Source organism: Amycolatopsis sp. NPDC050768 (assembly GCF_040654155.1).
In the GTDB taxonomy this organism is placed as follows: Bacteria; Actinomycetota; Actinomycetes; order Mycobacteriales; family Pseudonocardiaceae; genus Amycolatopsis.
In genome coordinates this window covers 88791-107182 of sequence record NZ_JBFAHL010000023.1, presented here as the reverse complement: position 1 = coordinate 107182, position 18392 = coordinate 88791, and the positions used below count along the sequence as shown (strand labels likewise).

Below are 18392 nucleotides of genomic sequence, written 5' to 3'. Positions count from 1 at the left end.
CTGCTCGTGGGCTGGCCCCGACGTGGATTCGACGACCGGCCCCGCGAGCCATGACGGCAAACCGCGAGAAGTTCTTCAGAACAAGAAAAACCGGTGGGGAGCAAGGAAATCGCTCCCCACCGGCCTTGGTGAACCCGGAGGAAAATTACCGACTCAGAAGGACCACAACTGGTTCGCGGCTCCCGTGCACGACCAGATCTGCAGCTGCGTGCCATCGGCCGAGCTGGGCCCGGTCGCGTCGAGGCACTTGCCGGAGCCGGTGTTCACCAGCTCGTTGGACGAGTTGTGCGTCCACTGCTGCGCGGCCGTGCCGTTGCAGTCGTAGAGCCCCACCTTGGTGCCGTTGGTGGTGCCGGCCGCGGCGACGTCCATGCATTTGCCCAGCGCCTGCAGCGTCCCGCTGGTGGAGGTCCACTGCTGCGCAGCGGTGCCGTTGCACGTGTAGATGTCGATCTTCGTGTTGTTGGCGGAGTTGGCGCCGGCGACGTCCACGCACTTGCCGCCGTAACCCGTGATCTGCTTGCCGCCGGTCGGCGGCGGGGTGGTGCCGCCACCGCCGGTGATGGCGTTGAAGATCCGCGAGTACGCGTAGCCGGTGGCCCGGTCGTAGTCCTGAAGCTCCCAGAACGACAGCTCCTGCACGCCGTTCTGCGCCGCGAACGTCTCCAGCTGCTGCGCGTCCGACTGGCTGAACTGCGCGCCGTCATCGTTGCGCCCGGCGATCGGCGTGAGGCCCATCTTGGCGTAGGCCGCCGACGTCGAGATGCCGTAGAGACTCGCGAGCTGGCCCGCGGCCGTGCGCGCCGACGCGAGCGCGTCACCGAGCACCGGCTGGCCGTCGTAGAAGTCCATCACCATCAGGTTCACGACGCTGACGTTGAGGCCCTTGTTCTTGGCGTCGCGCAGGATGTCCATCTGCGTGGAGCCGAGGCCGCTCGGGTCGACGGCGAGGGTGTAGTCCACCTGCACACTCGGGTTCTGCTGCTGCAGCGCCGCGAGCGCGGAGTTGCGGCGCGCGTTGGCCGCGGTGTCCTTGATGGTGTCTTCTTCGATGTCGAAGTCCAGGCGGGGCGTGCCGTACGTGTTGACCACGTTGGCGTAGGCCGCCGTGAGGCTCGAGGTGTTGGTACAGGTCTGCGCGATCTCACCGCCGGCGGCGCCGCCGAACGACGGGATCACGTTGCCGCCCGCGGCCTGCAGCGAGCTGATCTGCGACTTGAACGAGCCGACACCCGTGCCGTTGGCTTCCCACAGCTGGTTGCAGCCGGAGGAGGGCGTGAGGAACGCCAGGGTGTAGAACTTCGTGCCGGTCGCGTTCATGTCGGCGGCCATCTGACCGATGTCGCCGTCGCTGACCTGCAGGTACGGGGCCGAGTAGTGGGCGGGGAAAGCGGCGCCCGCGGCCGGGGCGGCCTCGCTCACGGCGGGGCTGACGGTGGCCATGGCGACGCCGGCCAGCACGGGCAGAGCCGCGGCAGCGAGCGTTCTGAGTTTCGAAATGCGCATTCCGTGAACTCCAGGGGGACGGGGAGGGAGAATTGCGCGCACGATTACCCGCGGCCGGCCGAATTTTCGGGAAACGGCAGGACCGAGTACGGGCGGGCAATTCCGGAGAAACGGTGGGGGACCGAATTGCCAGCCACTTCGTGCGTGTTGTGAAGAAAGTTATACCGGTCGTCCCAGTCCTTGGCAACGGGTTGCGAAGCGATCACAGCAGGTCATGGCCACATCCTGTCCGACAGGTTCAGACCAGACCGGGCCAGTGGTGCGCCCGGTGTCCACAAGGGTGAACACCGGGCGTCCTGTTTGTCGCATTGGTCTCTTTGGTTGTTCCGGTGAATGAAGCTTTGCGCTTTCCGGGTGAAACGCATTCCGGCCGGCGAAATCCGGGTTAATTCACGCCCACGGCGCCGCGCGCGATCACTTCCGAGTACCACTGCGCGCTTCGCTTCGGCGTCCGCCGTTGTGTCGCGTAGTCCACGTGAACCAGGCCGAAGCGCTTGGCGTACCCCTCGGCCCACTCAAAGTTGTCCAGTAGCGACCAGTAGAAGTAGCCGCGCAGGTCCACGCCCTGGGCCAGCGCGTCGTGCGCCGCGCGCAGGTGCGCTTCGAGGAATGCGACGCGATCGGAGTCGGCGATCTCGCCGTCGTGCAGCACGTCCGGATAGGAGGCGCCGTTCTCGGTCACGTAGAGCGGCACCGGCCGGTAGTCGCGGTGCACCTGCAGTAGCGACGTGGTGAGCCCGGCCGGCTGCACCTCCCAGCCCGAGTCCGTGAGCGGCGCGGTCGGGTCAGGGACGAAGTGCACGTCTGCCGCGCCGAGCCATTCCTGGCCGGCGGGTGAGCTGCCGCGCCGAGGAGAGCCCGCGACGCGGTAGCCGCGGTAGTAGTTCACGCCGAGCCAGTCGACCGGTGCGGCGATCACGGCCTCGTCGCCGTCGCGCACCACGTCGGCGAACCCGAACGGCGCGAGGTCCGCCGCCACGTCGGCCGGGTAACCGCCGCGCAGCACGGGGTCGAGGAACAGCCGGTTCTGCTGCCCGTCGACGCGCCGTGCGGCTTCGGCGTCCTCGGGCGAGTCCGAGTCCGCCGTGACCGGATACAGGTTGAGCGTGATCCCGGCGGGCACGCGCGGGGCGTCGCGGCGCAGCACGTCCATCGCGAGCCCGTGGCCGAGCAGCAGGTGGTGGGTCGTGGCGGCCGCGGCGGTGGCCGAGACACGGCCCGGCGCGTGGATCCCCTTCGCGTACCCGAGCATTGCCGCGCACCACGGTTCGTTGAGCGTCGACCAGCTCGCCACGCGGTCGCCGAGCACGCTCACGATCGTCTCCGCGTACTCGGCGAAGCGGTAGGCCGTGTCGCGCGAGGTCCAGCCGCCGAGGTCTTCCAGCCGCTGTGGCAGGTCCCAGTGGTACAGCGTCGCCCACGGCTGGATCCCCGCCGCCAGCAGCGAGTCGACCAGCCGGTCGTAGAAGGCGATACCCCGCACGTTCGGCACGCCGCCGGGCCGGATCCGCGGCCACGCCAGGGAGAACCGGTACGCGCCGAGGCCCAGCGAGCGCATCAGCTCCACGTCCTCGCCGGCGCGCCGGTAGTGGTCGGCCGCGGGCTCGCCGGTGTCGCCGCCGCGGATCGCGCCCGGCCGGGCGGCGAAGGTGTCCCAGACGGACGGTTCGCGGCCGTCCACAGTGGTCGAACCCTCGACCTGGAACGCTGCCGTGGCAGCGCCCCAGACGAACCCGGGCGGGAACGCGAGGCCCGTCTGCGCGGACGCGGACAGGGGTTCGGCGGACAGGGGTTGTGGGGGCATGGTCACCCTTTCACGGCACCTTGCATGATCCCGGCCACGATCTGGCGGCCGAGCAGGAGGAAGACGATGAGGATCGGGATCGTCGCGAGCGTGGTGCCGGCGAGCACGAGCGAGTAGTCCACGTAGTAGCCGCTCTGCAGCTTCTCCAGCGCCACCTGCACGGTCGGGTTGCCGACGTCGAGCACGACCAGTGGCCACAGGAAGTCGTTCCAGGACATCATGAACGTGAACATCGCGAGGATCGCCGCCGCCGGGCGTACGGCCGGGAGGCACACGTTCCAGAAGATCCGGATCATGCTGCAGCCGTCCACGCGCGCGGCCTCGATGAGCTCGTACGGCACGGCGTCCACTGTGTACTGGCGCATCCAGAAGACGCCGAACGCGGTCACCAGGTTCGGCACGATCACCGCCTGCAGCCCGCCGGCCCAGCCGAGCTTCGACATCGCGATGAACAGCGGGATGATGCCCAGCTGCGTGGGCACCGCGAGCGTCACCACGATGAACACGAACAGCGCGTTGCGGCCGCGGAAGCGCAGCTTGGCGAAGGCGAACCCGGCGAGCGAGGAGAACAGCACCGTGGTGAGCGTGACCGTGCCCGACACGATCACGCTGTTGGCCAGCGCCTTCCAGAACGGCACGGTGTCGAACACCCGCGCCGCGTTGGCGAAGAAGTTGCCGCCCGGCAGCAGTGGCGGCACGCGTTCGGTGAGCATCCCGTTGTCGCGGCTGGCGACGAGGAACGACCAGTAGAACGGGACCAGCGAGCCGAGCACGAACACGGCCAGCACCCAGTAGGTGGCCTTGCGCGGTTTGCCCAGCCGGCTCACCCGCGTGGTCAGCGTGGTCATGCGCCCCTCCGCTTCGGGGTTCGGGCGATCCGGCCGGTGAGCAGGTAGTTCAGGCCCGCGATGAGGACGATGATCAGGAACAGCACCCAGGCGATCGCCGACGCGTAGCCGAGGTCGAAGTTCTCGAACGCCGTCTGGTACAGGTACAGCGTCACCGTCTGGAACTGGTGGGTGGAGCCGCCGTTGTTCGAGCCGGGCATGGCGTCGAACAGCTTGGGCTCGGTGAAGATCTGCAGCCCGCCGATCGTCGAGGTGATGGTGACGAAGATCAGCGTCGGCTTCAGCAGCGGCAGCGTGACGTGCCGGAACCGCCGCACGGTGCCCGCGCCGTCGATCAGCGCCGCCTCGTGCAGCTCCTTCGGGATGGCCTGCATCGCGGCCAGCACGATCAGCGCGTTGTAACCGGTCCAGCGCCAGTTGACCATGATGGCGATGGCCACGTGGCTCGCGAACCGGTTGGCCTGCCAGTCCACAGGGGACAGTCCGATGGTCTGCAGGAGACCGTTCACGAGGCCGTATTTGGGGCCGAACAGGTTCGCGAAGATGATCCCGAGCGCCACCAGGCTCGCCGCGTACGGCAGCAGGATCCCGACGCGCCAGCCGGTCGCGCCGCGCAGCCGCGTGGAGAGCAACGCGGCCAGTAGCACGGCGATGATCAGCTGCGGCACGCTGGAGAGCAGGAAGATGCTCACGGTGTTCTCCAGCGAGTGCCAGAACTGCGCGTCGGCGAAGAGCTCCTTGAAGTTGTCGAGGCCGATGAAATCGGGGTTGTCGTCGCCGGCGTCCCAGTGGAACAGCGACACGTACGCGGTGTAGAGCAGCGGGAACAGCCCTACGATGCCGAAGACGACGAAGAACGGCGCCACGTAAAGGTAAGGCGACGCCTTCACGTCCCACCTGGACAGCCGGTCGCGCAGCCCCGGCCGGGGTGCGGGACGCCGCACCCCGGCCTGCGTGCCTTCGCGCCTGACGGTGCTCGTCACCGTGCGAGCTTCTTCGCGCCGTCCACGAGCTGCTGCCAGCCGTCGGCGGGCGACTTGCCCTGCTCCACGGCCTGCAACGCGGGAGCCGTCACGTTCTCCTGGATCTGGCCGTCGTTCGGGCCCTTGTACTGCGGCTTCGCGACCTTCTTGGCCTGCGCCACGAACAGCTCGCCGATCTTCGCGCCGCCGAAGTACGCGTCGGTCTGGTTCAGCAGCTCGGGGCTCTCCAGTGCCTTGACCTGGCTCGGGAACGTGCCCTTCGCCTGGAACGCCTTGAGCTGCTGCTCCGGCGCCGTCAGCCACGCGGCGAGCGCCGCGGCCTCACGCGGGTGCTTGCTCTGCGTCGGCACGGTCAGGTACGAGCCGCCCCAGTTGCCGCCACCTCCGGGGAACGCGTCGGTGACCGCCCACTTGCCCGCGTTCTCCGGCCCGGCCTGCTCCTTGACCACGCCGAGCATCCAGGCGGGACAGACCTTCGTGGCGAACGCGCTCTGGCGGAAACCGGAGTTCCACTCGTTGCTGAACGCGGTGAGCTTCGCCGACTCGCCCTTCCCGACGGCGTCGGTCACCTTCGCCCACGCGTCCTTGATGCCCTGGTTGGACTCGACGGTGAGCTTGTCGTCCTTGTCGAGGTAACCGACGGGCAGCTGGTTGACCATCGCGTTGAAGTTCTGGGCGGCCGAGTCGAACCACGCCTTGCCGCCGGTTCGCTGGGCGTACTGCGCGCCCGCGGCGAAGTAGCTGTCCCAGGTGGCGAACATGGTCTTCACGGACGCGTCGTCCGTCGGCAGGCCGGCCTGCTGGAGCAGGTCCTTGCGGTAGCACATCGCGTCGGGCCCGATGTCCGTGCCGTAGCCGATGAGCTTGCCGTTCTTGTCCTTGCCGGCGTCGTACTTCCACGACAGCCAGCGGTCCGGGCTCGCGTCGGCCGGGCCGATCTGCGTGAGGTCGTAGAACTTCGACGATTTGCTGAGGATGTCGGAGAGGTGGCCCTCCTCCACGGCCTGCACGTCGGCGAGGCCGGCGCCCGCCGCGAGCTTGGTCATCATGTCCTGCGCGTACGGGCCACCCTGGCCCGTCTTGCGGTGGGTGATCTTGATGTTCGGGTGCAGCCGCTCGTACTCCGGGATCAGCGCTTCGTAGCCGAACTCCGTGAACGTGGCCAGCGTGAGCTCCACGTGCTCGTCCGGCCCGGCCGCCGCCGGGATGTCGCTGCTGCTGCCACCGCCGCCACCGCACGCCGCCACGGCTAGCGCCGTCATCGTGATGCCCAGCGTGAGTGCCAGGCCCTTCCGGAACGTTGTCACCGTCGTCAACCCCTTGAAGGTTCAGTTTCTGGGAGCGCTCCCAGACGGTTGACGAGTCTGGGTCCGCTGGAGTTCCATGTCAAGGGTGGTTATCGGAGCGTGCCCTTCCGGGAGCGCTCCCTGAATCGTGCGGCTAAGCTGTCCGACGATCACGAGTGGAGGGGTGGTGCAGTGGCGCCTCGGTCCGAGGACGAGCGCCCGACGCTGGAAGACGTCGCGGCGTTCGCCGGTGTGTCGCGCTCCACCGCTTCGCGGGCGTTGAACGACGACACCTACGTCAGCGCGCGGTCACGCGAAAAGGTGCTCGCGGCGGCGCGCGAAATCGGCTACTCGCCGAACCAGGCCGCGCGGTCGCTGGTCACGCGGCGGACGGGCGCGATCGCCCTGGTGCTGTCCGAACCCGAGGCGCGGCTGCTCGACGACCCGTACCGCACGGCCGTGATGCGCGCCGGCTATCGCGAGCTGGCCGACGTCGGCTGCCAGATGGTGCTGATCTTCAGCGACACCCGCGAAGACCTCACGCGCACGGTGCGCTTCCTCGAAGGCGGGCACGTCGACGGGGTGCTCGTCTTCGCGCCGCACCGCGCCGATCCGCTGCCCCGGGCGTTGCGGCTGCTGCGCGTGCCCGTCGTCTTCGGTGGTCAGGCGGCCGACCTGCGCCGCGGCGTGCACGTGGTCGACTTCGACAACGAGGGCGGCGCGCGGCTCGCCGTGCAGCACCTCGTGTCGGCCGGCCGCCGCCGCATCGCGACCATCGCCGGGCCCCAGGACCAGGGCGCGCCCATCGACCGCCTCGCGGGCTGGCGCAAAACCCTCGTCGACGCCGGCCTCGACCCGGCGGATCTCGCGGAGGAAGCCGACTTCACCCTCGCCGGCGGCGCCCGCGCCATGGCTTCGTTGCTCGATCGCGTGCCCGACCTCGACGCCGTGTTCGTGGCCAGCGACATGATGGCCGTCGGTGCCCTGCGCACGCTTTCGTCGGCTGGAAGGTCCATTCCGGACAAGGTCGCCGTGGTCAGCTTCGACGACAATGCCACGCTGGCGCCCGAGATGACCCCGCCGCTGACCTCCGTGCACCAGGACCCGCGCGAGCAGGTGCACGCGATGGTGGAGACGCTGATGAACCTGCTCGACGGGAAGGAACCCCAGCCGCGGCAGCAGATCCTGCCGGTGTCGCTCACCGTCCGCGAGTCGAGCTGAAATCCGTCAGGGAAAGAGTTTCACCGGCGGTCCACCGAGTTCCGCCGCGGCGCCGCGGGTGACCGACTCCGTGGGGCCGCCGAGGTATGTGCCGTCCGCGTCGAAGAGCACGACGAGCTGGACGCCGTTCGTGCCTTTCAGCGTGTACGCGGTGCCGGGCACGCCGTCGAGGTTGTGAGCCGGCGACGCGGGCGCGAGGAGGGCGGCCGTGCGTTGCAGGGCACGGGAAAGGTCGGCGGGCAGGCCGTTGGCGCGAGCGGCGCCGCGCAGGATCACGAGCTCGGCGTAGGTGCCCGCCGGCTGTTCCACTCCTGCGTCCGAGTGCGGCACGGCGGCCGCCAGCTGTGCCTTGATCACGGCCGGGTCGCGCGGGGCGCGCGCGAGGAACTCCGGTGTCGGGTTGGTCCAGCCCGGCGCGAGCGTGCACGGGTCCACCGACGTGGAGGCGTTGAACGACAAGCACTTCCCGCTGCCCGTCGTCGGCGCGCCGGAGCCGACCTGGCTGCGCCGCTGCCAGACGTCCGTCCACGTCTGCGGCTGCCAGACTTCGCTGCGCACGCGTTCGCCGCCGGTTTCGGGCTTCTGGACTGAGCGATTTCGCGCGGCCCTGGGCCGCGCGAAAATCGGGAGGGAAGAAGCCGGCTTGAAGCGATCTCGCACGCCTCGGCGGAGCCGAGGCAGACAACAGAGCACCGGTCCGCATCCACCTGGCGGCGCGCCTTGTCCGCGGCCGCCGTGGCGCCGGCGTTCTTCGCTGCGGTGAGGTCCTGACCGGCGCGGTCGAGGTCGGACTGCTTCCGGTCGAGGTCCGCGTGCGCGCCCAGCAGGTCCTGGCTGAGCTTCTCGGCCTGGCGCGAGAGCTCGCGGTACTTCGCGAGGGGAGTCGGTTCGGGGGACGCCGTCGCCGGAGTCTCCGCGACTCCGGCGACGACGACCACCGCCAGGACCAGCGGCCACCCCCAGCGGCGACCGGCCCGGCTCTTTCTGGTGCTCATGCGGGGTATTACGCGTTGGGCGCCGTCAGGTTCCACCGGCTTCCGGTGACCTGGGTCACGTCCACGGCGTGGCGGCAAGAGGACGATCGGGACCCCTCCCGGCGACCTCGGCCTAACTTCTGCGCCATGGGTGCGAACGAGAGTCGCGGGCGAGCCGCGGCCGGGCGGTTGCGGGCGATCGCGACGCCGCAGCTGTACCGGCGCAACCCGTTCCGGATCACGGGGCTCAACGCGACGGCGTCGCGGCGGACCGTGCGCGAGCAGCGGCTGCGGGTGCTCGGCGTGCTCGACGTCGGCGGCGCGCGGCCGCCCGGGGTGCCGGCCGATCCGACGCCGGAGGAGATCCGCGCTGCGTTCGACGCGCTCGGCAACACCGAGCACCGGTTCGTCGACGAGCTGTTCTGGACCTGGGGCACTCCCGAGGACTGCGGGTGCCCGCCGCAGCTGCACGACAAGCACGACCTCGCCGTCGCGGCGCACTCGGCCGCGCTCGAGGCCGAAACCGAGCACACCGAGGACCACCCGGCGCCGCTGTGGGACGAGGCCGCGCGCAGCTGGGCCGTCACGCTCAGCAGTGAGGCCTTCTGGGGGCACCTCGCCCACCGCGTGGAGAGCCTCGGCGACCGGCGGCTCGACGCGTCCACTGTGGACGGTATTCGCGGCGCTCTGCCGGACGCGCTCGTCGCCCCGCTCGTGGCGCTCACGGCCGAGTCGAGCGAACCCCACCGGCTCGTGCGGTACCTGCCGCTCTTCGGCGGCGACAAGCACACCGTGGCCGACGCCCGCAGCGAAGCTGCCGAACCCACCTACCTGCGCGTGGAGAGGCTGCTGAAGGAGCTGCGCACGCTGCTGGACCAGGGCAAGGCGCGCACGGCGGCCGAGCGCGCGCTCGCGGAGCTCTCCGTGCCGCTCGACCGGCTCGAAGACCTGGTGCCGCGCACGGACTTCCGGCGCACGGCGAGCGTCACTGAAATGGCGGCGGTCTCGCTGAACAACATCGGCGTCGCGCTCGCCGATTCCGCCGGCGCGCACCACGCGCTGACGAAGGACGTCTTCGCCCTCGCGACGCGATACAGCACGGACCCGGACACGCTCGCCACCGTCAAGCGCAACCAGCAGGGCGCGCTCGGCGTCGGCCGAGTCAACGCCCCCGTCGACGTCGGGCACCTGTGGAACACCGTGACCGGCTACATCAAGCGCGGCCGCTACAGCGACGCGAGCCTCGTGCTGAACACGATCATCGAGATCGCACCGCGCTCCGAGGATCGCGAACAGGCTCGCCGGATGATCGTCCAAATGCGACAGCTGCAGGACGGCGGACCGCCACGGCGCTACGTCTCCGCGTCACGGGTGTTCCTGGCGCTGCTCCACGTGGCCTTCGGCGTCACCTTGCTCGCGACGCTGCTGACCTCGCCGTTGCTGCCGGTGTTCCTCATCGGCGTGCCCGGGCTGGTCGGGGGGCTCGGGCTGGCCACGGACGCGTCGGTCGGCCGCGGGCGGCTGCCGGGCCTGCTCATGACCGATGCCGTGGCGGGGCTCGTGCTGTGGCTGGTGGATTCGACCGGCACGCCGATCCCCGCGTGGATCACGGTGGTGACCGCGGTGCTGCTGCTCGTGGTGGGGACCGTACGCATGCGCACGGAGAGGACAAGGGCGTGACGAACACCGAAGACCGGCGCCAGCGCCGGCACCACAGGGAGTTCCGTATCGAGGAACCCTTGTGGGGAGCGGAAGAGCGGGCGCGGCTGCGGGAGCTCGCCGACCAGGTCTCGGCCTTGCTCGTGGCCACGAAGGGTTCTGCCGCGAAGCCGGCGGGGCCCCGGCTGTCCGAATCGGACCTGGCTGTGGCGGCGACGGCGTTGTGGCGGGCGCGCAAGAAGCTCACCGGCGTGCAGGACCGCGTGGCGAAGCAGGCGGGCCGGTACTTGTCGGCGAGCCAGGAGGCGCTCGACGCGGCGGGCGTGCTGATCCAGGACCACGACGGGGACCTGTTCGACTCGGGGCTCGCGCTGGAACCGCTGGTGTTCCAGGACGAACCGGGCCTCACGTCGGAGCGGGTGGTGGAGACGGTGCGGCCTTCGGTCTACCTGGCGGGGCGGCGGATCCAGATGGGGCAGGTCATCGTGGGGTGCCCGGTCGCCCCCGGCACTACGGCGGAGGAAGCTGATGCGGGACACCCGTGACACCATCGATTTCGGTATCGACCTCGGCACGACGAACAGCGCGCTCGCCGTGCTGGACGGCGGCCAGGTCTCGGTGGTCAAGAACAACGTGCAGGGCGACTACACGCCCTCGGCCGTCTGGATGCCCAAGCCCGGCCTGATCCAGGTCGGCGCCGCGGCGAAGAGCCGCCGGGAACGCGACGCGGACAACGTCCAGATCGAGTTCAAGCAGGCCATGGGCTTCGCCGACGCCCGGCGCACCTTCGCGCGCGCCGGGGTGTCGATGACGCCGGTCGAGCTGTCTGCCGAGGTGCTCAAGTCGCTGCGCGGCGACGCCGCCCGCCGGTTCGGCGAACCGCCCGCGGCGGCGGTGATCACCGTGCCCGCCGCGTTCGCGCTCAACCAGACGGAGGCGACGAGCGAGGCGGCGAAGCTCGCCGGCTTCACGGCGCCGTGCCCGCTGGTGCAGGAGCCGACGGCGGCCGCGTTCGCCTACGGCTTCCAGAACGAGAGCCGCGGCTCCTACTGGATGGTGTTCGACTTCGGCGGCGGCACGTTCGACTCGGCGGTGGTCAGCACGGTCGACGGCGAGCTGTCGGTGCTCCACCACGCGGGCGACCTCGGCCTCGGCGGTAAGAACATCGACGCGGCCATCGTGAGCAGCCTGCTCGCGCCGGCCGCCGCGACGGCGTTCGGGCTGAAGGAGTTCACCGTCGAGAACCCGCGCTGGATCCGCAACTTCGCGTTCCTGCGCGCGGCCGCGGAGTCGGCCAAGATCGCGCTGTCGTCGACCGATCAGGCGCAGATCATGGCGGAGCTGGACCTCGGCGACGGCGTGCTCGAACTGTTCGAGTACACCCTGCGGCGCGAGGACGTCGATCGGCTCGCGTCGCCGTTCTACCTGCGCGCGGTGCATCTGTGCCGCGAAGCGCTGGCGAAGGCGAACCTGCGGCCGTCGGACATCGACCGGCTGCTGCTCGTCGGCGGCCCGACCCTGGCCCCCGGGCTGCGCGAGCTGCTCGCGGATCCGACCGACGGTCTCGGCATCGAGCTCGACCACAGCCAGGACCCGAGCACGGTCGTCGCGCGCGGCGCCGCGATCTACGCCGGCACGGTGGCGTTGCCGCGCGCCAAGGTCGTGCCGAAGCGTGGTGAGTTCTCCGCGACGCTGTCCTACCCGAAGACCACGAGCCTGCTGTCCGTTCCGGTCTCGGGCCGGTTCGAGACGCCGGGTGGCGCCGACTGGAGCCGTTTCCGCGTAGTCCTGAGCGATTCGCGGCGGCAGCCGCAGTACCGCAGCGCGGAGATCACGCTGTCTCCCGAAGGCACGTTCACCCTCGACGTGCTGCTCAAGGACCTGGTCTCCAACCGGTTCGAGGTCGAGCTGATCGACCCGGTGGGCGCGCGGGTGCCGGTGAACCCGCCGGGGTTCACGATCACCCACTGGGCGAACGAGATGCAGGGCCAGACCGTGGTCAACAGCGTCGGCCTGACCGAGGCCGACGGCACGTTCACCCCGATGCTGATGAAGAACCGGCCACTGCCGGCGGAAACCACGCAGGTTTTCTTCTCGACCGCGAGCGTGCACCGCGCGGAGGCCGGCTCGGTCATCCGCATCCCCATCGCCGAGGGAGAGTTTCGGCGCGGCGAGCGCAACAAGCAGGTCGGGCTGATCGAGATCAAGGCCCAGGACGTGCGCCGCGACCTGCCGCGCGGCAGCGAGATCCAGGTGACCTTCGCGATGGACGAGTCGCGCCTGGTCTCGGTCACCGCTTTCGTGCCGTTGCTCGACGCGGAGTTCGAGGCCGCCGTCGAGCTGAACAAGACCGCGGTCCCCGAGGCGCCGGCGCTGCGCCGGCAGCTCAACGAGCTGGAGGCCCGCCACGAACAGCTGCGGTCCGAGGCCGAGACGGCGCGCTCGGATCGCGCCCGCGGCCTGCTGATGCGGCTCGACGAGCGGGGCACGGTCGCGGCGGTACGTGAGGAGGTCACCTCGAGCGCGACCGACGAGGGCGCGGCGGTCGCGGCCGAACAGCGGATGCGCGAGGTCCAGGCGGAGCTCGACGACATCGAGGAGGAACTGCGCATCCCCGACGTGATGGCCCGGCTGCGCGACCAGATCGCGCACTGCCGGGAGCTCGTCGAGCGCGTCGGCTCCGCCGAGGACCGCACCGAGCTGGCCGACATCGAACGCCGCTACGAGACCGTGCACGACAACCGCGACGCCGCGGCCGCCGAACGCCTGTCCGACCGTGCCACGGACCTCCAGGTGGTGCTGCTTCGGCGTGACGGCTCGCTCGATGAGGAGATCTTCAACGCCCTGCGCGCGTCGCAGGACCGGATGACCGAGCCGGCGCGCGCCCGTGAGCTCATCCGAGAAGGCGAGCACGCCGTCAACACGAGCAACTGGGCGGCGCTGACGGACGTCAACCGCCGGCTGCGAGCGCTGCTGCCGCCCGACATCCAGGGCAGCGCCGACGGCGGCATCCTGCGTCAGGAGCGTCCGTGATGACCGTGTTCAGCGGGCTTTCCGAGGAGCTGACGCTCGCGGAGGCGGCCGACCTGGCCCGCCTCGGCGAATACGCGGCCGCCGCCGAGCTGTTGCAGCGCGCCGCCACCGACGACGTGGCGCGCTTGGATCTGCTGGCCCGCGTCCACGCCCAGGCCGGTGATCTGGAGCAGGCCGACGCCGCGTGGGCCCGGGTCCTGGAGCTGGCGCCGGAGTCCGAGCCGGCGCTGGCGGGACGGCGGCTGATCGCGAAGATCCGTTCGGGGCGGCTGCGCAAGCGCCCGGTCGGCCGTCGGCTCGCGGCCGCCGGCGCGGCGGTCGTGGTCGTGGCCGGAGTGGCGGTGATCGTGGCGACGCTGCCGTGGTCTTCCCCGGAACCCGCGCCGACGGCCGCACCGCTCGCGACGACCAGCCTCGCCGTGCAGGCCGAGCTGGACCGGTTGCACGCGTCGCAGTCGAAAGCGGCCGAGGAGGAGCAGAGCCGTCAGCAGAAGCTCACCGCGCTGGCGTCGCACCTCGGCGGCGACGGCGTGCAGGTCACGACCGGCTCGGCTGTCACCATCACCTTCGACGAAGGCCTCTTCGGCCCCAACGCGATCAGCCCCAGCGCCGACGGCCGGCGCGAGCTGGAGCGGTGGGGCGCCGTCCTCAAGGGACAGGACGTGCGGGTCACGGTGATCGGCCATGGCGTCGCCGTGCGCGGTGGCCCGGCCAGCGGCGGCTCGTCGACCGCGCTGGCCCGCGCGGCTTCGGCGGCGCGCGTGCTGGCGACGGCGAGCGGCCTGCCGCTCACGACGTTCGCGATCACCAGCGCCGACCAGGCCACGCCCGTGCACGAGGGCACGGACGCGGCCGCGAACCGCACGGTGACGCTGGAGGTGACTCCCGCGTAGTTCTCAGACGCCGATCGCGTCGAGCTCGGCGACGACGTCGGCCGGCAGCTCTAGCGCGGCGGCCGCGACGTTCTCCCGCAGGTGCGCCATCGACGACGTGCCCGGGATCACGGCGATCGCGGGCGAGCGCTGCAGCAGCCACGCCAGCGCGACCTGCATCGGCTTCGCGCCGAGCCGCTCGGCGCACTCGTCGAGCGCCGAGGACTGCAGCGGGCTGAACCCGCCCAACGGGAAGTACGGGACGAACGCGATGCCGAGCGCGGCGCACTTGTCCACGAGGTCGTCGTTCTCGCGGTGCGCGAGGTTGTAGGCGTTCTGCACGCACACCACCGGCGCGATCTCGCGCGCGACGTCGAGCTGCGCACCCGTCACGTGGCTCACGCCGAGGTGGCGGATCAGGCCCTGGTCCCGCAGCTCGGCCAGCACTGAAAACGGTTCCACGATCGACACGTCCACGGGGTAGCCGCCCGTTTCGTCGCCCAGGCGCAGGTTCACCACGTCGAGCGCTTCGACGGCCAGGTTGCGCAGGTTGTCGTGGACGGCGGAGATCAGCTCGTCGCGCTTGAGCGCGGGCGGCCAGCCGCGGTCGGCGCTGCGGCGCGCGCCCACCTTGGTCACCAGCACCAGCTCGTCCGGGTAGGGCGCGAGATTGGTCCGGATCAGCTCGTTGACCGTGTGCGGGCCGTAGTAGTCCGACGTGTCGATGTGCGTGATGCCCAGCGCCAGCGCCTCGCGCAGCACCGCCGACGCCTCGGCGAGGTCCTGCGGCGGCCCCCAGACCCCGGGACCGGCCAGGCGCATCGCGCCGAAGCCCATCCGGGTCACGGTCAGCTCGCCGCCGAGCTGCAGGGTGCCGGCCGCCGTGGCGTCCGTCGTCATGTGGTGCTCCTCCCGAGACGGTGATCCGGCCGCCAGCCTAGTCCGGAGTGGACTGCGATCAGGTGCACGCGTGCTTCGACTTCAGCACCCGCTTCACCGACGCGGCCACGCGGTCCGCGGGCAGCTCGCCGCTCGACACCGCCTTCACGAGCCGGTCGAGCACCGCGCCGACGTCGCCGTTGCCCGAGGAGAACAACGCCTCGTCGGCGCCCGCCTGCAACGCCTTCAGCACGGCGTCGGGCAGCGGGTACTGGTCGGTGATCGCCTTCATGCCGCCGAGGTCGTCGGTGATGATCGGGCCGGTGAAGTGGTAGTCGCCGCGCAGCAGCCGGTACGCGGCGGGCGAGATCGACGCTGGCACGCCGTCGGTGAGACCCGGCACGTCGAGGTGGCCCACCATCACTTCCACGGCGCCGTAGTCGGCGATGTTCTCGTACGGCTTGAGGTCCACCTTGCGCAGCTGATCGAGCGGCGGCGTGGTGACCGTGCCCTTGTGCGAGTCGCCGGATCCGTGGCCGTGGCCGGGGAAGTGCTTGAGCACCGGCGTCACGCCGCTCTGGCGCAGGCCCTCGGCGAACGCGATCGCGTACTGGCGCACCTTGGCGGGATCCGAGCTGTACGAACGGTCTCCGATCACCGCGTCGTCCGGTTCGTCGCTCACGTCGGCGTCGGGCGCGTAGTCGACGGTGATCCCGCGCGCGTGCAGCTGCTGGCCCCGCTGCACGCCCAGCGCGCGGACTTCGGCGGGCGTCTTCGTGGCGGCGAGCTCGCGCGCGCTCGGCATCGAGCCGTCGAGGTCGTCGATGCGCTGCACGCGCCCGCCCTCTTCGTCGACGGAGACGGACACGGGGATCTTCGCGGCCTTCTGCACGGCGTCGAGCGCGTGGTTCTGCAACAGCGTGGTTTTATCGCCTCCCACGAAGAACCCGCCGATCTGCTGCTGCTGGACAAGTTTTGTCACCGCAGTCGGATCGGCGGCGTCGACACCCGGGACCACCAGCTGCGCCACCCGCGCGCGCACGTCGAGTGAAGAGATCAGCGAGTCGCATGAAGACGGTGAAGCCGGCCGTGAAGACGGCGGCTGTGACGGCTCCGAAGACACCGTCGGCGCGGCGCTCGTGCTCGGCTGAGCACTCGGTTCGGCCAGCGCGGTACCGGAAACCGTGTGTGCGGAAGCACATCCGGCTAGGGTGCCGGCGACCAGCACGGCGCCGCCGATCGCCGCAGGTAGCCGCTTCCGTGCGGGTATCTTCATGAATTCCTTACATGTTTGTTCCCGGTGTCGACGCGACGCTAGCGGAACCCCTGGTGGGAGCCCAACTTCACGTCGTGAAGGATGACTTCATCGCGGCTAGAGAATTCGTGAAGCCGCTGTCTCCAGACTGGCAGACACGGGATGAGTGTTTCTTCAGGGAGGTAGCAGCGATGGATCAGGTCAGGGTGGCGGCGTGGGCTTCGGATCCCATCGCGCTCGCGGGGCTCATCGACCACTTGCAGGCGCGGCCCGAGGTGCAGGTCCTGCCCGGCCCGCGGCGCGGGGAAGCGGCAGTGCTCGTGTTCGCCGCCGGCCGTGTGACGCCGGAGCTGAAGGCCGCCCTGCGCGCGGCCGCCTCGGAGACGCCGGCCGCGATCGTCCTCGTCGCCGGGTACGTCGACGCCGACGAACTGCCTGAGCTGGCCGCGTGCCACGTCGTGGCCGTGCTGCCGCGCGAGGCCATCGCGGGCGACCGGCTCGTGCGCAGCATCACCGCCGCCGCGTCGGGCAGGGAGACCTCGCTGCGCGATCTGCTGGGCCAGGCCGAGAGCCTGCAGCACACCGCGGGAGGTGCCGCGCTGTCGCCGCGCGAGGTCGACGTGCTGCGGCTGATGGCCGAGGGCTGGGACACCGCGGAGATCGCCGGGAAGCTGTGCTACTCGGAACGGACCGTGAAGAACGTCATCTACGGGATGACCAATAGGCTGAAGCTGCGCAACCGACCGCATGCCGTCGCCTACGCCCTGCGCGCAGGTGTTATCTGAGGGAAGCTCACCCCGTGCGAAAGCTGACCCGGCGCCCGGCCGTCGCCGTCCTGACGACCGCGCTCCTCCTGCTGGTAACCGCTTGCAGCGGCGGCTCCGCCGCCGAAGGCGGGAAGATCAAGCTGACTGTGGCCACCTTCGGTGAGTTCGGTTACGCCCCGCTCTTCGCCCAGTACGAGAAGGATCATCCGAACATCGAGATCCAGAGCCGGGTCACCGACTTCGACACGCACTTCAAGACCCTCGCCACGCAGCTCGCGGCGGGCCACGGCGCGGCCGACATCGTCGCCATCGAGGAACAGCAGATCCCCAAGTACCTCGGGGTGAAGGACAAGTTCGTGAACCTCGCGGACTACGGCGCCGACCAGCTGCAGAACCAGTGGGCGGCGTGGAAGTGGGCCCAGGGCACCAAGGACGGCGACGTGCTCGGCCTCGGCACCGACATGGGCAGCCTCGCCATGTGCTACCGCCGAGACCTCTTCCAGCAGGCCGGCCTGCCGACTGACCGCAAGGCCGTCGCCGCGCTCATGCCGACCTGGGACGCGTACGCCCAGCTGTCGCAGCGCTTCACCGACAAGCTGCCGAAGGTGAAGTTCGCGGACTCGGCTGGAACCGTTTACACGGCGATGCTGAACCAGTCGCCGGAGAACTACTTCTCCTCGCGCGACGATTCCTACATCGCGGACAAGAACCCCGCCGTGCACAACGCCTTCATGCTCGCCGGCACCCTCGCGCAGAAGGGCCAGACGGCCGGCGCGACCACCTACACGCAGGCCTGGAACGTCGCGATCAAGCAGGGCAGCTTCGCCACCATCGCCTGCCCGGCCTGGATGCTCACGCAGATCCAAGAAGCCGGCGGCGACGGCAACACCGGCAAGTGGGACGTCACGACCGTCCCCGGCGCGAGCGGCAACCAGGGCGGTTCGTTCCTCTCGATCCCGAAGCAGAGCGAGCACCCCAAGGAGGCCTACGACCTCGCGAAGTGGCTCACGGCGCCCGAGCAGGAGAAGAAGATCTTCCTCTCCGACGGCATCCTGCCGAGCGAGCCGGGCGTCTACAAGGACCCGCAGGTCGTGGCCCACACCGACCCGTATTTCTCCGGCGCGCCGATCGGCCAGATCTACGCTGCGTCCGCCGACACTCTTCGTCCCAACTACCGCGGCCTGCATGACGCCGACGTCCGGCCGGAATTCGGCCGGGCGCTCGGGCGGATCGAGGACGGGTCCGAAAAGGTCGACGCGGCCTGGACGGACGCCGTGAAGCTCGGCCGCGAGGCCATCAAGTAGA

15 protein-coding genes are annotated in these 18392 nt (G+C 70.2%); 7 read left to right on the top strand and 8 right to left on the bottom strand.

Annotation, left to right across the window (positions count from 1 at the left end):
• Positions 1-153: 153 nt before the first annotated feature.
• The 5 genes from AB0H62_RS43865 to AB0H62_RS43845 all read right to left on the bottom strand — a co-directional run bounded on the left by AB0H62_RS43865 (position 154) and on the right by AB0H62_RS43845 (position 6448).
• Positions 154-1506: a ricin-type beta-trefoil lectin domain protein gene (locus AB0H62_RS43865; RefSeq protein ID WP_255638444.1), complete on the bottom strand. Its 1353-nt coding sequence runs from the start codon at positions 1504-1506 to the stop codon at positions 154-156.
• Positions 1507-1891: 385 nt separating this feature from the next.
• The gene (locus AB0H62_RS43860) at positions 1892-3310 is read right to left on the bottom strand and encodes a GH1 family beta-glucosidase (RefSeq protein WP_360592220.1); all 1419 of its coding nucleotides are present in this window, start codon (positions 3308-3310) and stop codon (positions 1892-1894) included.
• A 2-nt stretch (positions 3311-3312) separates the two neighbouring features.
• Positions 3313-4158, bottom strand: coding sequence for a carbohydrate ABC transporter permease (locus AB0H62_RS43855; RefSeq protein WP_360592219.1), 846 nt, complete (start codon positions 4156-4158; stop codon positions 3313-3315).
• Positions 4155-5141 carry a sugar ABC transporter permease gene (locus AB0H62_RS43850; RefSeq protein ID WP_220244165.1) on the bottom strand — a complete coding sequence of 329 codons (987 nt, stop codon included), beginning with the start codon at positions 5139-5141 and terminating at the stop codon, positions 4155-4157. Before AB0H62_RS43850 ends, AB0H62_RS43855 begins: the two co-directional genes overlap by 4 nt.
• A complete protein-coding gene (locus tag AB0H62_RS43845) occupies positions 5138-6448 on the bottom strand; it encodes an ABC transporter substrate-binding protein (RefSeq protein WP_360592218.1) in 1311 nt (436 codons plus the stop codon). The genes AB0H62_RS43850 and AB0H62_RS43845 overlap by 4 nt, the downstream gene beginning before the upstream one ends.
• 171 nt (positions 6449-6619) lie before the next feature.
• Between AB0H62_RS43845 and AB0H62_RS43840 the strand changes: the two genes are divergently transcribed.
• Positions 6620-7648 carry a LacI family DNA-binding transcriptional regulator gene (locus tag AB0H62_RS43840; protein ID WP_360592217.1) on the top strand — a complete coding sequence of 343 codons (1029 nt, stop codon included), beginning with the start codon at positions 6620-6622 and terminating at the stop codon, positions 7646-7648.
• A gap of 6 nt (positions 7649-7654) precedes the next feature.
• Here the strand turns inward: AB0H62_RS43840 and AB0H62_RS43835 are convergent, their stop codons facing one another.
• Entirely contained in the window at positions 7655-8206 is a 552-nt protein-coding gene (locus AB0H62_RS43835; RefSeq protein ID WP_360592216.1) for a hypothetical protein, read from the bottom strand.
• A gap of 563 nt (positions 8207-8769) precedes the next feature.
• Between AB0H62_RS43835 and AB0H62_RS43830 the strand changes: the two genes are divergently transcribed.
• From AB0H62_RS43830 to AB0H62_RS43815, 4 genes are read left to right on the top strand one after another with little or no spacing between them, the layout of a single operon-like run.
• The gene (locus tag AB0H62_RS43830) at positions 8770-10302 is read left to right on the top strand and encodes a hypothetical protein (protein ID WP_360592215.1); all 1533 of its coding nucleotides are present in this window, start codon (positions 8770-8772) and stop codon (positions 10300-10302) included.
• On the top strand, positions 10299-10826 hold the full coding sequence (locus AB0H62_RS43825) for a hypothetical protein (protein ID WP_220244160.1): 528 nt from the start codon (positions 10299-10301) through the stop codon (positions 10824-10826). Before AB0H62_RS43830 ends, AB0H62_RS43825 begins: the two co-directional genes overlap by 4 nt.
• Complete coding sequence (locus AB0H62_RS43820) at positions 10810-13314, top strand: Hsp70 family protein (RefSeq protein WP_220244159.1); 2505 nt, start codon at positions 10810-10812, stop codon at positions 13312-13314. The genes AB0H62_RS43825 and AB0H62_RS43820 overlap by 17 nt, the downstream gene beginning before the upstream one ends.
• Positions 13314-14207, top strand: a complete 894-nt coding sequence (locus AB0H62_RS43815; RefSeq protein WP_360592214.1) for a hypothetical protein — start codon at positions 13314-13316, stop codon at positions 14205-14207. The genes AB0H62_RS43820 and AB0H62_RS43815 overlap by 1 nt, the downstream gene beginning before the upstream one ends.
• 3 nt (positions 14208-14210) lie before the next feature.
• Here the strand turns inward: AB0H62_RS43815 and AB0H62_RS43810 are convergent, their stop codons facing one another.
• Positions 14211-15086 carry an oxidoreductase gene (locus AB0H62_RS43810; protein ID WP_360592213.1) on the bottom strand — a complete coding sequence of 292 codons (876 nt, stop codon included), beginning with the start codon at positions 15084-15086 and terminating at the stop codon, positions 14211-14213.
• Between the two features lie 58 nt (positions 15087-15144).
• Positions 15145-16341 carry a glycoside hydrolase family 3 N-terminal domain-containing protein gene (locus tag AB0H62_RS43805; protein ID WP_360592212.1) on the bottom strand — a complete coding sequence of 399 codons (1197 nt, stop codon included), beginning with the start codon at positions 16339-16341 and terminating at the stop codon, positions 15145-15147.
• 170 nt (positions 16342-16511) lie between these two features.
• On the opposite strand from AB0H62_RS43805, the gene AB0H62_RS43800 reads away from it, so the two are divergent.
• Positions 16512-17105: a LuxR C-terminal-related transcriptional regulator gene (locus AB0H62_RS43800; RefSeq protein ID WP_220244155.1), complete on the top strand. Its 594-nt coding sequence runs from the start codon at positions 16512-16514 to the stop codon at positions 17103-17105.
• Between the two features lie 14 nt (positions 17106-17119).
• Positions 17120-18391, top strand: coding sequence for an extracellular solute-binding protein (locus AB0H62_RS43795; protein ID WP_360592211.1), 1272 nt, complete (start codon positions 17120-17122; stop codon positions 18389-18391).
• Position 18392 lies beyond the last annotated feature (1 nt).